The sequence below is a fragment of the Helicobacter sp. MIT 21-1697 genome (assembly GCF_026241255.1).
Lineage (GTDB): Bacteria > Campylobacterota > Campylobacteria > Campylobacterales > Helicobacteraceae > Helicobacter_C.
The window spans coordinates 137,694-151,465 of the sequence record NZ_JAPHNC010000004.1; the positions used below are offsets into that span (position 1 = coordinate 137,694).

14 protein-coding genes and 1 tRNA gene are annotated in these 13,772 nt (G+C 37.0%); 11 read left to right on the forward strand and 4 right to left on the reverse strand.

Annotation, left to right across the window (positions count from 1 at the left end):
- Positions 1–11 precede the first annotated feature (11 nt).
- Both OQH61_RS05385 and dnaE read right to left on the reverse strand, forming a co-directional pair.
- Positions 12–437: an META domain-containing protein gene (locus tag OQH61_RS05385; RefSeq protein ID WP_266026285.1), complete on the reverse strand. Its 426-nt coding sequence runs from the start codon at positions 435–437 to the stop codon at positions 12–14.
- A 19-nt stretch (positions 438–456) separates the two neighbouring features.
- Positions 457–4,113 carry a DNA polymerase III subunit alpha gene (dnaE, locus tag OQH61_RS05390; RefSeq protein ID WP_266026286.1) on the reverse strand — a complete coding sequence of 1,219 codons (3,657 nt, stop codon included), beginning with the start codon at positions 4,111–4,113 and terminating at the stop codon, positions 457–459.
- Positions 4,114–4,308: 195 nt separating this feature from the next.
- On the opposite strand from dnaE, the gene OQH61_RS05395 reads away from it, so the two are divergent.
- Entirely contained in the window at positions 4,309–4,680 is a 372-nt protein-coding gene (locus tag OQH61_RS05395; protein WP_266026288.1) for a hypothetical protein, read from the forward strand.
- Here OQH61_RS05395 and nusA read toward each other — a convergent pair.
- Positions 4,670–5,797 (reverse strand): transcription termination factor NusA, encoded by a 1,128-nt coding sequence (nusA, locus tag OQH61_RS05400; protein WP_266026289.1) that lies wholly within the window; start codon positions 5,795–5,797, stop codon positions 4,670–4,672. The two genes, OQH61_RS05395 and nusA, sit on opposite strands and share 11 nt — an antisense overlap.
- Positions 5,798–5,972: 175 nt before the next feature.
- On the opposite strand from nusA, the gene OQH61_RS05405 reads away from it, so the two are divergent.
- The 8 genes from OQH61_RS05405 (at position 5,973) to OQH61_RS05440 (ending at position 11,845) form a co-directional block, all read left to right on the forward strand.
- A complete protein-coding gene (locus OQH61_RS05405; protein ID WP_266026290.1) occupies positions 5,973–6,233 on the forward strand; it encodes an HP0268 family nuclease in 261 nt (86 codons plus the stop codon).
- Between the two features lie 21 nt (positions 6,234–6,254).
- Positions 6,255–7,646, forward strand: coding sequence for a tRNA (N6-isopentenyl adenosine(37)-C2)-methylthiotransferase MiaB (gene miaB, locus OQH61_RS05410; protein ID WP_266026291.1), 1,392 nt, complete (start codon positions 6,255–6,257; stop codon positions 7,644–7,646).
- Positions 7,640–8,284 carry a lysophospholipid acyltransferase family protein gene (locus OQH61_RS05415; RefSeq protein WP_266026292.1) on the forward strand — a complete coding sequence of 215 codons (645 nt, stop codon included), beginning with the start codon at positions 7,640–7,642 and terminating at the stop codon, positions 8,282–8,284. Before miaB ends, OQH61_RS05415 begins: the two co-directional genes overlap by 7 nt.
- Positions 8,285–8,352: 68 nt before the next feature.
- Positions 8,353–9,387, forward strand: a complete 1,035-nt coding sequence (locus OQH61_RS05420; protein WP_266026364.1) for a hypothetical protein — start codon at positions 8,353–8,355, stop codon at positions 9,385–9,387.
- Between the two features lie 5 nt (positions 9,388–9,392).
- A complete protein-coding gene (locus tag OQH61_RS05425) occupies positions 9,393–9,941 on the forward strand; it encodes a hypothetical protein (RefSeq protein ID WP_266026293.1) in 549 nt (182 codons plus the stop codon).
- The gene (locus OQH61_RS05430) at positions 9,934–10,515 is read left to right on the forward strand and encodes a hypothetical protein (RefSeq protein ID WP_266026294.1); all 582 of its coding nucleotides are present in this window, start codon (positions 9,934–9,936) and stop codon (positions 10,513–10,515) included. The genes OQH61_RS05425 and OQH61_RS05430 overlap by 8 nt, the downstream gene beginning before the upstream one ends.
- Before the next feature lie 4 nt (positions 10,516–10,519).
- Positions 10,520–11,461 carry a 16S rRNA (cytosine(1402)-N(4))-methyltransferase RsmH gene (gene rsmH / locus OQH61_RS05435; protein ID WP_266026295.1) on the forward strand — a complete coding sequence of 314 codons (942 nt, stop codon included), beginning with the start codon at positions 10,520–10,522 and terminating at the stop codon, positions 11,459–11,461.
- Positions 11,462–11,479: 18 nt separating this feature from the next.
- On the forward strand, positions 11,480–11,845 hold the full coding sequence (locus OQH61_RS05440; RefSeq protein ID WP_266026296.1) for a hypothetical protein: 366 nt from the start codon (positions 11,480–11,482) through the stop codon (positions 11,843–11,845).
- A gap of 11 nt (positions 11,846–11,856) precedes the next feature.
- On the opposite strand, the gene OQH61_RS05445 is transcribed toward OQH61_RS05440, so the two are convergent.
- Positions 11,857–11,947 (reverse strand) — tRNA-Ser (locus OQH61_RS05445).
- A gap of 161 nt (positions 11,948–12,108) precedes the next feature.
- Here OQH61_RS05445 and fabD point away from each other — a divergent pair.
- The gene (fabD, locus tag OQH61_RS05450; RefSeq protein WP_266026297.1) at positions 12,109–13,044 is read left to right on the forward strand and encodes an ACP S-malonyltransferase; all 936 of its coding nucleotides are present in this window, start codon (positions 12,109–12,111) and stop codon (positions 13,042–13,044) included.
- Positions 13,045–13,065: 21 nt separating this feature from the next.
- A complete protein-coding gene (locus OQH61_RS05455; RefSeq protein ID WP_266026298.1) occupies positions 13,066–13,764 on the forward strand; it encodes a 5'-methylthioadenosine/adenosylhomocysteine nucleosidase in 699 nt (232 codons plus the stop codon).
- Positions 13,765–13,772 lie beyond the last annotated feature (8 nt).

Below are 13,772 nucleotides of genomic sequence, written 5' to 3' on the forward strand. Positions count from 1 at the left end.
ATGTATTTCATTTATTGTTTGTTTAGTATCGCCTTGATATGTCCTTTTTGCAAAGTAAGCGTATTACCACTTATATGAGCAGAGCTATTGCCATCGCCAAGAATGTGCATAAGCGTATCTTCAATTTCCATACTCTCTGGTGCGCACATCATACGCGTCATACCTGCACCATTATTAATGGCAAGTGTGTTGTTTGCCTTGATTTCATAATTGCCAAAGAAATTATTACACCCAGCATTGCCATAAAAGCTTTTATCTACTTCAAAGCTTACAAATGCGTTACGCTCACCAAGTCTTATATCAATTTGTTTGTATCCATCATTTAATGCATTGAGTGTCCATTTGCCCAAAATATCTCTTTGCATATCTTGTGCATTTCCACAGCCTATTACCAATGCTCCCAATATGCCCACGAAATAACAATATTTGAGCTTCATTACCACTCCTTTTTGAATCCTATTCCTGCCATTGTAATTCTTTAAATACTTCTTTAATATGCGAATGCACTTTTAAATGGCTGACAAAAGTATAGCCTAATATATCATTTTTGATGCGCACTCGTAGCTCACGCTCACCCTTAAGTTCTTGTGAATAAGCCTTGAGTTTATCTAAAATACCATTTTGAATACAAGAAGAATCAACAACTACACACAAAGGCGTGCAAATATCAATTTCGCTAGGATTCATATCAAGTGGGATAACCTTTGTAGTTTCATCTTCTTGTGCAATATTTTTTATTGCGGGTTCTATTTTTTCTTTTGCAGCCTCTTCAAGGCTAAGAATCTTTAAAATACGCAGACTAAAGCTTTCCTCTCGCTCCTCTATTTTACATTTGAGCGCCAAAGGCATATCGGTATTAAAGTTTTCAAGTATATCAAGGTGTTTCTCAAATACCATTATTTCAAGCTTCCCGCCATAATCTAAAAACTCAATGTTCCCAAAAGGTTTGCCACTTTTTTTGCTTATCTTCCGTTTAATGGAGAGTATCTTCCCTACAAGCATACAGGTAGAATTAAGCTGCAACTGCTCTAATTCAATGCTTTTGACTATACCCTTAATGTTTTTGAGATTGTCTTTAAAGTTATCAAGCGGGTGTCCAGACACATAAATGCCCATACATTCATACTCATAATCAAGCAAAGTGCGTATGTCGTATTCGCCCTTATGTGTGATAGGTAAATATATATTAATCTCTACTTCATCTTCACCAAAAAGTGAGTTATGTATCATCTCTTGAGCTTTGCTTTTTTCTCGCCCTTTATCACAGAGCATATCTATATACTCAAGCATACTTTTGCGTGAATATCCTAGATTATCTAGCCCTCCGGATTTAATAAGCGGCTCTAAAGAGCGTTTAGTGAGTTTAGAAAAATCTACTCTTGCGATAAAATCTTCCAAGCTCTTATACGCACCATTTTTTTCACGCTCTTCTATGATATTTTCAATAGGCGCATCGCCTAAGCCCTTAATGGCGCTTAGTCCAAAAATAATTTTTTTCACTCCATCAAATTCGCCTACACCAAAATTATTTTCAGAAATATTCACGTGTGGAGGGACAATTTCAATGCCAAGTGATTTCACTTCATCAATATATTTTGCCACAGATTCTACTTTTGAAGTTTCGCTTGTAAGCATAGCTGCCATAAATTCGTGCTCATAATATGTTTTTAAATATGCAGTTTGATAGGTAATCATTCCATAAGCTGCAGCGTGAGATTTGTTGAATCCATATCCTGCAAATTTCACAATAAGTTCCCATAAATCCTCTGCTTTGTTGCGATTATAACCTTGTTTCTCTGCGCCATCAGCAAATTCTTTTTTTAATCGTAACATTTCATCAAGCTTCTTTTTTCCCATAGCACGGCGCACCAAATCTGCACCTCCAAGGGAGAATCCACCAATAGTTTGCACAATTTGCATTACTTGTTCTTGATAGACAATAACACCATAAGTGGGCTTTAGAATCGGCTCTAGTGCGTCTATGAGATATTCAATTTTTACTAATCCGTGCTTACGCGCGACAAAATCATCAATAAGGTCCATAGGTCCGGGACGATACAGAGAAATCATTGCCACAACATCTTCAAAATTGCTTGGTTTGAGCCTTTTTGCTATTGCCTGCATACCTTCAGATTCTATTTGGAATAGCCCTAGTGTGCTGCCACTCTGTATCGTTTCATAGACTTTAGAATCTTCCATTTCCATCGTGCTCAAATCAATATCTGCGCCATACCGCTTTTTAATAAGCTTGATTGCATCATCAATCACCGTGAGTGTTTTAAGTCCCAAAAAGTCAAATTTAATTAAATCCACAGCTTCAAGCCAACCCATAGAATACTGCGTAGCGACACCATTCATTTTTTCGTTCGTATAAAGAGGGACTTTGTGCCATAGTTCTTCTTGAGAATCTATCACAATCGCAGCAGCGTGTGTGCCAGCATTGCGTTTTAATCCCTCAAGCAATAGAGCATAATCCCATACTTGTTTTGCAAGAGGATTTGTTTCTACGAGTTCGCGAATCTTTGGTTCTTTTTCCCACGCTCCATCTTTTTCTTTTCCATCTTTGCCTATATGCTTTGTAAGCGTGATATGAAGTTCTGCTGGAATGAGCTTTGCGAAAGCATCAGCATCATTATAGGGCATATTAAGCACGCGGGCGACATCTCGTATCACACCTTTTGGAAGGAGCGAACCAAAGGTAATAACTTGCGCGACATTAAACTTGCCATAAGTATTTGCTACATATTCTATCATCTCGCCGCGTCTGCGTTGGCAAAAGTCCATATCAATATCGGGCATACTCACTCGCTCAGGATTCAAAAAGCGCTCAAAAAGTAAATCGTATTTCAGTGGGTCAATATTTGTAATCTTAAGCGAATATGCCACAAGGCTTCCTGCTGCAGAACCACGTCCGGGTCCAACAGGGATATGATTTTGTTTTGCAAAATTGACAAAATCCCACACAATGAGCATATAACCGGGAAATTTCATTGAGTTAATCACTTCTATTTCTTTTTCTAAACGCTCTTTGTAGAGATGATGAGATTCTATCGGAATATGTTTTAAACGCTCCTCCAATCCTTGACGACATTTGAAAGCAAAATATACTGCATCATCAATAGATTCTAAAGGACAATTTAAAATCTGTGGCAGATTCTCTTTTTGTGCGTAATTTTGAGTATGTTTAAATGTAGGCGGCGTGGCAGGAGTATTTTTTAAGAGTATTTCGCCTGTGTGTTTGTTTTTAATCTCAATATTTTTTAAATCCAAGTTAAGCTGGCATTTTTGTGCAATTTCTTGCGTATTTTCTAGCACTTCAGGCACATCACAAAAAAGCTTTTGCATTTCCTGCGGAGATTTGACATAAAACTCCTTGACTGAATGCTTTAATCTATCTTTGTCGTTCAATGTTTTACCCATTGCCACGCACATTGCTACTTCTTGTGCGCTCGCATCTTCTTGCAAGGAATAATGTGTGTCATTTGTCGCAATTACTTTAATATCAAGTTCCCTGCCAAGTTTGAGAATCTGCTCATCAATAAAAAGTTGGTCATTGATGCCGTGTCGCATAAGCTCAAGGTAAAAATCTTCGCCGAAAATATCTTTATATTCTAGTGCCACTTCTTTAGCCACATCATAGCCTTTTACTCCAAATCGCACATTGCGAGGATTGCCCACATTGAGCTGCCAATTTATTTCGCCCTGCAGACAGGCTGAAGAACAAATAAGCCCCTCGCTCCTCTCTCTTAACAAAGCTTTGTTAAGACGAGGATAGTAATAAAATCCCTCAATAAAAGATTGCGAGGAGAGATACATTAGATTTTTATAGCCCACTTCGTTTTTGGCAAAGAGACAGAGGTGAAAACGTTGCTTGATGCTTTTATCATTGAGTGTATCGCCATTATGTAGATAAGCTTCCATACCGATGATAGGATTAAGCCCCTCTTCTTTCATACTCACATAAAAATCAAGTGCTCCAAACATATTGCCGTGGTCAGTAATTGCAACAGATTCCATACCTAATTCGCGTATGCGTTTAGCTAGAAATTTGATTTTATTTGCCCCATCAAGCAAGGAGTATTCAGTGTGAAGATGAAGATGTGTAAAACTCATAAATATATCCTTTCAATGCGATATGTTATAAAAATTATTTTAGAATCTATAAAGTTTATTATAAAACAAACTCGTTTAGAAACACTTAAAATGAGAAAGATTCTTTATTTTAGCATTACATTTTCTATGTTTATAATTTGCATATTTATTTTATGGAAGAGATAGATGATAAAGCTTTAGTGTATCCTAGCTTTTATGTGGATTTTGCCTTTAGGCATAAATGCAAAAGATGAGCTCAAAGAACATCTGTTGGCAGTTTTTGTAGGTTGTGAAGAGGCTTGGTGGTGTGCTGACTTAGCATTCAATGATGATTTAATACTTCAAGATGACATAAAATCAATAAAAGCACCGAGTTTTGATTGCACAAAGGCTCACAATACCATTGAATCAATGATTTGCAAAGATAAAGAACTTGCAGTTCTTGATGCACTTATGGCACAAAGATATACATATGTCAAAGATTATATTCCTATGCCTGTTAAGAGCAATCCGCAAAGCAAAACAAGAGTGTATCACGCAGCATTTGTCAAGCGTATCGTAAGAATGCGCAATAGTTTTAAGATTTAAAAAGTGAGCTAAGCGCATCTATACCTGTTTTTTCTGCAGGTGTAGCCTCATTTTCAATTGGTTTAGATTCTGTAATTTCTTGAAGTTCAATATCACATTCGCATAACATACTTGCAAGGCGGATATTCACGCCATTTTTGCCAATAGCTTTGCTTTTTTGCTCATTTTTGATTTGCACAATTGCCCTTTTGCGTTCGCCCTCTTGTGCTTCTTCAATCTTAACGCTTAGCACCTGTGCAGGTGTCAGAGCTTTAGCAACAAAAATTTCAAGTGTGCTATGATATTCTACGCAGTCAATATTTTCATTCGCTAGCTCCTTGCTTACCGTATTGATTCGCACTCCTTTTACACCGACACAACAGCCAATAGGGTCAATACGCGCACTATTTGAATATACTGCAATCTTTGCTCTATCACCGGGGATTCGCGCACTTTTATGAATAATGACTTCATTATCTTTTATCTCTGGCACTTCCATCGCAAGGAGTTCCTCTAGGAATTTAGGTGTTGTGCGAGAGAGTTCCACTTGCAATCCATTGCGATTAATGCCTACAAATTTTAAAATTGCTCGCACACAATCGCCGACTTTGAAATTTTCGCCTTTAATGCGATTTTTTTGGGGTAATATTGCGCGGATACTTTCAATTTCTATAAAGGTATTGCCACTATCATCTATGCCTACAACTTGTCCATTGACGATTTTTCCTACCATTGCACGGAAATTTTGTAAGATTTGATTCTCAATAGAACGTTGCAAATTATATTCAAGATTTAAAAAAAGTTTATTAATCGCTCCCCTGCTCATTGCATCTAATTGTAATTCACAATCCACTTCATCGCCTATGCTTACATCACCAAGTTCTTTGGCTTGAGAGAGGGGGAGGAATATCCCTAGATTTTCCTCATTTAATTCTTGCTCATCTGCACATACTTTCATACGATAAAAAAGCTTGAGAGTGCGCTCTTTAGTATCTTGCTCAACAAAATAATCATAATGCGGATTGATCTCTTCTTTGGCAATTTTAATTAAGCCTTCTTTGACGATTTCTAGCACTGCTTGTGATTCTAAGCCTTTATCATAAGCAATTAAATCAATAATATCTAAAATCTTTTCCATAAAATCCATCTCCTTAAGTCTAGTTGTGGGATTATGCCTTCATAGCTTGGGGATTTGTAGGCTATATGGCTTAATGAAGAATGATAGATTATAATAAAATTTTGCTTAAAGTTTCACAAATATGCCTTTTTTGGCTATAATGGGAGATTCTATAACTTTGATTAAGGGAGATATTATGGAACTTAAACTTGCTAAAAACACACTTGCTCAAGCGAATACCAAAAGTAAAGCTAATGTAGTAAAAATAAGCTATGAAGATATGCTCAAAAAGTGCGCACAGGGGGAACATATTTTCTATTTTGATAAAGAAAATTCACACAAGGAAATGCAAAAAGTATGCGCCTCTTTGCAGAAAGCGGGCTATAATACATATCTTAATGAAGTGCGTTATGGTCTTGATGAGGCAAGTTATATTTATGAACTTCATATTATTTAAAATGATAGAATCTACACACCAATGAAGCTTTTTATACAAACATTAGGCTGTGCTATGAATGAGCGTGATTCTGCGCATATGATTGCTGAATTGCGCGATAAGAAGCATTACACTCTTACAGATAATGCTAAAGAGGCAGATTTAATTCTTATCAATACTTGTTCTGTGCGTGAAAAGCCTGAAAAAAAGCTTTTTTCTGAAATCGGAGCATTTGCCAAAGAAAAAAAAGCAGGAGCAAAAATTGGTGTTTGTGGTTGCACAGCAAGTCATTTGGGTGAGGAAATTATCAAAAAAGCTCCAAGTGTAGATTTTGTGCTAGGAGCTAGAAATGTATCAAAAATCACACAGGTGCTTGAGCGTCCTAAAGCGGTTGAGGTAGATATTGATTATGATGATAGCACTTATGTATTTGCTTCGCCACAAAGTATGGGCATTAAAGCACATCTTAATATTTCCATAGGTTGTGATAAAAAATGCAGTTATTGCATTGTGCCTTTTACGCGTGGCAAAGAGATTTCTGTCCCTAAGGATTTGCTTATATCTGAAGCAAAAAAATGTGTGGCAAGTGGGGTGAAAGAATTGCTCCTACTAGGACAAAATGTCAATAATTATGGCGTGAGATTCTCTCACCCTCACCCAAAAACAAATTTTACGCAACTTTTACGCGCTTTAAGTGAGATTGATGGCTTATATAGAATCCGCTTTACCTCTCCTCACCCTTTGCATATGGACGATGCATTTTTAGAGGAATTTGCAAGTAATCCTGTAATCGCTAAGGGCATACACATTCCTTTGCAAAGCGGCTCAAGTAGGATTCTCAAAATGATGAGGCGGGGCTATGATAGGCAATGGTATCTTGATAGAATCGCTAAACTCAAGTCCCTTGTCCCAAATGTCGGCATTGGCACAGATATTATTGTAGGATTCCCTACCGAATCCGAGCAAGACTTTGAGGATACGATGGAAATGCTTTCTCTTGTGGAATTTGATACGCTTTATAGCTTTGTATATTCACCTCGTCCGCACACAAGTGCGTTTGAATATGATAAAAGTATGCTTGTATCTCCTGAAGTGGCAAAAGAGCGTTTAACGCGATTACAGAAACTTCATAAGGAGATTCTGCATAAAAAAGCGCAGCTTGAAATCGGACGCACACATAATGTGTTGATTGAGAATCATTGCGATAGCAAGGAGCAGTGTTGGAGTGAAGGGCGCAGTAGTAGTAATAAATTGATTAAAATCTTGGACAAGAAATGCGAGATTGGCTCTATCATAAAAGTAGAAATAACGCACAATGAAGGTGGTGCGCTTATGGGGAGATTTATAAATGAATTAAACCTTAGTCAAGCGCTTTCTTCTAGGGATTATTCTTTACAAAATCTCACACACCTGAAAGAAGATACCTTATGCTAAGTCGTGAGAAAAAACGTCAGATACTTGCTAAAATCGCTCCACCTCTTATGTATGCTGTATTACGCATTTTATATGCTCTTACGCGACATAGATTCCATATCAATGAACACGCAAAAAAGCATAATTTTATCGGTGCATTTTGGCACGGAGAACTTCTTATGTTACCTTTTTTATATAAGAGATTCCAAAAGCTCGTGAGTAAGGAGCGCGATAAAGGTTTTTATATTGTTCAATCTCATCATTTTGATGCTGAACTTATGGTTCGTGTTATTGCTCTTTTTAACTTAAAATCTCTACGCGGCTCATCTTCAAAAGGTGGTTTGCGTGTGCTAATGGAAGCCTTGAAGTTGCTTAAAGGAGGCTGCGATATAGGATTATCTCTTGATGGACCAAAAGGACCTTATCATTCCATATCTGATGGCGTAGTGGTGATGAGTCAAAAAACTGGGCGTTATATTATCCCCATACGCGTGGTGTATAGTCGTTATTGGGAGCTAAAAACTTGGGATAAATTTCGTATTCCTAAGCCATTTTCACGGATTGATTACCATATGCTTGATGGTTTTGTAGTTGATAAAAATATGCATCTTGAAGATGCAAAACAAATAGTGCGCTTACATTTAGAAAAGGAACTCTAAATGCTTATAATTGATTCAAACTTCACGAAAGTTTTGCTAAAATTGATAAAAATTGTGAATATGTGAGGGTGTGCGAGTTGTTAAAGTTTTTACTTCGTCCATTTTTTTCTACGGTTTTAATCGGCGTGAATCTTGATGCTAAAGTGTGTTCCCTCAAAATTGTTGTGCTTAAAAACGGACACGTTAAAAATAGTGTAAGCAAAGAGTTTAAAATCGTAAATAAAGAGCTACCTATGGAAGCAGCCAAACTGATTGCAGACTATAAACGCAAATATCCTTTTACTTATTTGAGTGCAATGAGTAAGACTTATAATCAAGGGCTAGCGAATTGCTCCAAAAAAGGAGAATTAATTAAGTTTGGTGTGAATGCAAAGACTTCACATATTGTTGAAATGCCTAATCATTGGCTTTTTTATATTCAACAGCTTGCAGTTGATGAAAACCGCGTAAAGTTTATTCGTGCTTTAGGTTTGGATTATCTTTTTTCACCATTTGTGCTTGTATATGAGAATATCAAAGGGCGACTTACTGACAAAGTGCGCTTGTATGTATTGCAAGAGCGAGCGAGTATTACACTTTTTGTAGCGGATAAAAAAGGTGTGTATTTTGGCGGGTTTTTTATGGTTGGAGGAGAGCTAGAGAATGCTGAAGATAAAGGTGCTTCTGTGCTTGAAATACATTCGGCAAAGGAAATGAGTGATTTGGATTCTATTCTTGGTTCTATTGATGAGCTAAAGGAAATAGGTGAGCTGGAAGATTTAGATGAGGAGCTTATCCGCAAGGAATTTACACCTCAAGAAATAGATTCCCAAAAGCAGCAAGAGGCTGAAATGTCTCGTTTAGAGGGCTTAAGAGATTTAGCGCGGGCATCAAATGCAACAGAGATTCTCAAAAATTCTATTAATGAGTTTTATAGCAATCCTATTTATAATAGCACACAATTTATAGAAACTATCGTGCTTTTGGACACTTATGGTATGACAGAACAAGCAGTTGCTCATATTCGCAATACGCTTATGATTGAGGTAGAGGTGCGCTCAATTCATATTCCCGATGCCCTTATTGACCTCTCTAAAGCTGAACTCAAAGATAATAGAGGATAAGTATTATGGCTTATAGTTTCATACGCCCTAAACCTAAGAGTATTTTTAAACGTTATACAAAAATTTGGTTTGTATATAGCATATTGGCTGTGGTGTGTATTTATGGTTTTGCAAAGGTATTAGAAAAACAAATTGTTGCTAAAATTAATGAACAAACTCATATTGAAGAAAATATTCAAAATATCAAACTTAAAACTATCGTGATTAAAGACTATATAGAGCGCCTAGATTATGAAATCACAATGGGTGAAAACATACAAACACAAAATAAAATGCTCAAAGATGGATTATCAAACCTCCTTAAGCTTATTCCAGATCAAATTACGGCTAAAAGCATAGAGTTAAACTATAATTCCCTTGTGATGAAAGGTTTAACGCCCTCAAAGGAAGTATATAAATTTCTTTTGGAAGCTCCTTTGCGTGCAGTTTTTACACAGGTGAGAGTGGAATTTTATCCTCTTGTAAGTGGGTGGTTTAATTTTGTTGCTGTGAGTAAGGCAAATCCTACACTCAAACCTCTTAAAAATGACAAAAAGGAGCAAAGTGATGAGTAGCGATTTTCGTTTGGAATTTGCACTTAAAAACTTTGTTTGGTTTTTGGTATTTGCAGCTATTTGTGTTTTTTGTGTAAGTAAGTTTCTTTTACCTCAAGTGAATGAATATAAAAAACAAGCCCTAGAGAGCAAAAAATCACGCATTGCCTTCAATCAAATCAATAAAGATTATCAAGCCATAGAGGCACAGCTTAAAACACTCTCTATTCAGCACTACAAGATGCTTTTAAGTCTTCATAACCAAGGAGATGAAACAAAATTACAAGCTTTATTGCAAGATTATTTCACAGAAGTAGAAGTAAAAAAGCTCAACACTACTCGCGAACAAGATATTCTTGATACAAGATACCAAATTATTGGTTATGCATCTACTACGCAGAGTATTGAAGATTTTATTTTATGGGCAAATACAATGCCTTATTTTGCGCGTGTAGAGTTGCCACTTAAAATGGAATTTGATGAGAAAAGCAAACAGATTTATTTTGTTATAGCGATAAGTTTAAAAAATTCAGATTATAAAGAACATCAAATTATTCTTGATAATCATTTGCGATTTGATTATTTCAAGCCTTAATATAATGAAGCATTATTCGGTTTTAAAAAATGAAATAATACAGGCTTTGGATTGTTTGAGAGAAGATTCTATTTTGATTGATTGCACCTTAGGCTTTGGAGGGCATACTCTTGGGGCTTTACAGACTTATCCAAATATTGAAGTTTATGCTTTTGATAAAGACATATATGCACTTAATCTCGCCAAAGAGCGCTTAAAGCCTTATGTGCCACATATCCATTTTTGCAACAATGCTTTTTCTGAATTTTTGGATATTGTGCCAAGTGCGGCATTGGCTCGTGTAAGGGGTATTATTGCCGATATTGGCGTAAGTTCTATGCAGCTTGATGAAGCGCAAAGGGGTTTTAGCTTTGCCTCTCCCACGCTTGATATGCGTATGGATACACGAGCGGAACTCAATGCTACAAAGGTGATTAATACCTATTCGTCTGCTCGTTTGGAAGAGATTTTTAGAATCTATGGGGAAGTGAGGCAGAGTAAAAAACTCACAGAACTCATCACACATCAACGCAAAACAAAGCCTTTTAGCTCTTGTTATGAGTTAAGTACATTTATTGAGGGGCATTTTCCTCGTATTGGAGGCATACACCCTGCAACACTAGCTTTCCAAGCATTACGGATTGAGGTGAATGATGAACTAGGGGAGCTCAAAAGATTACTTCATAGCATAGAACTTGCTTTTGATGAGGGTAAGCTTGCATCTTGTAGAGTGGGGATTATTTCTTTTCATTCGCTTGAGGATAGAATTATTAAGCAATGTTTTAAGCAATGGAGCAAATCGTGTATTTGTGCAGAGGAAAGTTTAAGATGTGAGTGTGGTAATAATCACGCCAAAGGGCAGATTCTCACTAAGAAGCCAATTACCCCAACCCCTCAAGAGATAGCGCAAAATAAACGTTCTCGTAGCGCAAAATTAAGAATTTTTGATTTACAGGGTAAAATATGATTTTGAAAAGGAGCATAAATGAATACTCAAAATGATAAAACTATGCGTCTTGATGATATTATTCTCCCCAAATCGCGTGTGAATGAGTGGGAAAAAGAAGAGATTGCAAATGTTGCTGAAGAGGCTAAAAAAGAACAAAACATTCTTGCAAGAAATAATACACAAGGTTTAGGTTTGTATGAGCTTAAAGTCGCAGGTTATATTATGCTTTTTGTGTTCATAATAAGTGTGCCTAAAATTTATCTCTCTAGCCATATTTATTATTTGAGTAAAGATATTGCAAATCTTCAAGCCCAGTATGCTATGCTTACTGATGAAAATAGGCGATTAAAACACGATGTAGAGAATCTACGTTATAAATTTTTGATTCTCAATGAATTTTGATTCTGTTAAGGTGGCGGACAGGGAGGGATTCGAACCCTCGATAACCTTGCGGCTATGCATCCTTAGCAGGGATGTGGTTTCAGCCAACTCACCCACCTGTCCATATGAAAAAAGAACGCTATTGTAGGCGAAAAATGATAAAACTACACTTAACGCTATTTAATAGGATAGCCGAAGCGAAAATTTATAGATACAAAAGACAAATAAAGCAAAGTAATGTTAGAATCCCCTCTCTTTCATTCATTTTGGAGTAAAGGATTATGATGAAATACGCATTTATTTTTCCCGGACAAGGCTCACAAAAAATAGGTATGGGCAAGGAATTTTATGACAACTTTGCTGTGGCAAAGGAGCTTTTTGAGGAGGCATCTGATAGCTTAGGGCTAGATATGAAACATCTTCTTTTTGAGGAAAATGATAAACTCAATCTTACATCATATACTCAACCAGCGATTTTTCTTGTCAGTGCTATTGCTCATAGTGTTTTTCAAAGCGAATGTCCGTTAATGCCAAGCGTGGCTATGGGACACTCTCTTGGTGAAGTAAGCGCAGTGGTAATCAGTGAAGGTATGAGCTTTGCTCAAGGGATAAAGCTTACACACAAGCGTGGGGAGCTTATGACACAAGCGTGTGAGGGTAAAGATGCAGGAATGATGGTTATTGTTGGGCTAGAGGATAACATACTTGAGGAATTTTGCCAAAACGCACAAAAACAAGCAAAAAGCATTTGGTGCGCAAATTATAATGGTAGCGGACAAATTGTGCTTGCAGGGCGCAAAAAAGACTTAAGCGAAGCAGAATCTACGCTTAAAACACTTGGAGCAAAACGAGCACTTTTGCTTCCTATGTCGGTTGCTAGTCATTGTCCTATGTTGGAATCAGCCCTACCAGCTTTCACCCAGCTTTTAGATGAAAGTTTAAATGAACATTTAAGCACGTTCATTCTTTCAAATGCCACACTTGAAATGTATAGCACAAAAGCGCAGGCAAAAGCATTGCTTAGCAAGCAGCTTACACAACCTGTGCTTTATAAGCAGTCTATTCTTAAGCTCAATGATGAGGTTGATGCTTTTATTGAATTTGGAAATGGTAGTGTATTGCGTGGATTAAACAAGCGATTAAGTAGCCTGCCTACTTGGAATATTGAGAATCTTGCAAGCTTAAAAGAATGTATTGATGGCGTTAAAAGCGGAACTTAGACTTAAATATAAGGAGTATCTATGACACTTGGTATCATTGGGGCAATGATTGAAGAGATTACGCCTTTGCTTGAGCTCTTTGGCGATTATAGGAGCAGACAGGTGGGTGGCAATACTTACTATGAAATCCAAAAAGATGGGCACAAAATCTTTATCGCTTATAGCAAGATTGGTAAAGTTCATTCTGCTTTGACTTCAAGCACAATGATTTTGCATTTTGGTTGTGAAAAAATCATTTTTAGTGGCGTGGCAGGTGGCTTAAGTGCGGATTTGAAAGTGGGTGATTTAATATTAGGACAAAAGCTTTGTCAATATGATGTGGATATTAGTGCATTTGGACACCCGCTAGGCTTTATTCCTGAAAGTAAGGTTTTTATAGAATCTGATGCTACACTCAATACCATTGCACGCTCCATTGCAAACAATCAAGGCATTAAGCTTAAAGAGGGCATTATCGCTTCGGGCGATGCTTTTATTGCTGATTCTCAAAAAAAGCAGTGGATTATCCAGCATTTTGGAGCTGATGCGGTAGAAATGGAGGGAGCAGCTGTGGCTGTTGTGTGTGATTTACTTGCTGTGCCATTTTGTATTTTGCGCTCTATTAGTGATAGTGCCGATGGAAATGCTGATATAAGTTTTGATGAGTTTTTGGTCAGCTCGGCAAAACGTAGTGCCGATTTTGTGATGATGATGTGTGAGATGATTTTATCCCACAAATAAAGGAGTTT

Coding starts and splice junctions, on each gene's coding strand:
- OQH61_RS05385 (WP_266026285.1), bottom strand. CDS start 437: ATGAAGCTCAAATATTGTTATTTCGTGGGCATATTGGGAGCATTGGTA.
- dnaE (WP_266026286.1), bottom strand. CDS start 4,113: ATGAGTTTTACACATCTTCATCTTCACACTGAATACTCCTTGCTTGAT.
- OQH61_RS05395 (WP_266026288.1), top strand. CDS start 4,309: ATGTGGATTTTGCCTTTAGGCATAAATGCAAAAGATGAGCTCAAAGAA.
- nusA (WP_266026289.1), bottom strand. CDS start 5,797: ATGGAAAAGATTTTAGATATTATTGATTTAATTGCTTATGATAAAGGC.
- OQH61_RS05405 (WP_266026290.1), top strand. CDS start 5,973: ATGGAACTTAAACTTGCTAAAAACACACTTGCTCAAGCGAATACCAAA.
- miaB (WP_266026291.1), top strand. CDS start 6,255: ATGAAGCTTTTTATACAAACATTAGGCTGTGCTATGAATGAGCGTGAT.
- OQH61_RS05415 (WP_266026292.1), top strand. CDS start 7,640: ATGCTAAGTCGTGAGAAAAAACGTCAGATACTTGCTAAAATCGCTCCA.
- OQH61_RS05425 (WP_266026293.1), top strand. CDS start 9,393: ATGGCTTATAGTTTCATACGCCCTAAACCTAAGAGTATTTTTAAACGT.
- OQH61_RS05430 (WP_266026294.1), top strand. CDS start 9,934: ATGAGTAGCGATTTTCGTTTGGAATTTGCACTTAAAAACTTTGTTTGG.
- rsmH (WP_266026295.1), top strand. CDS start 10,520: ATGAAGCATTATTCGGTTTTAAAAAATGAAATAATACAGGCTTTGGAT.
- OQH61_RS05440 (WP_266026296.1), top strand. CDS start 11,480: ATGAATACTCAAAATGATAAAACTATGCGTCTTGATGATATTATTCTC.
- fabD (WP_266026297.1), top strand. CDS start 12,109: ATGAAATACGCATTTATTTTTCCCGGACAAGGCTCACAAAAAATAGGT.
- OQH61_RS05455 (WP_266026298.1), top strand. CDS start 13,066: ATGACACTTGGTATCATTGGGGCAATGATTGAAGAGATTACGCCTTTG.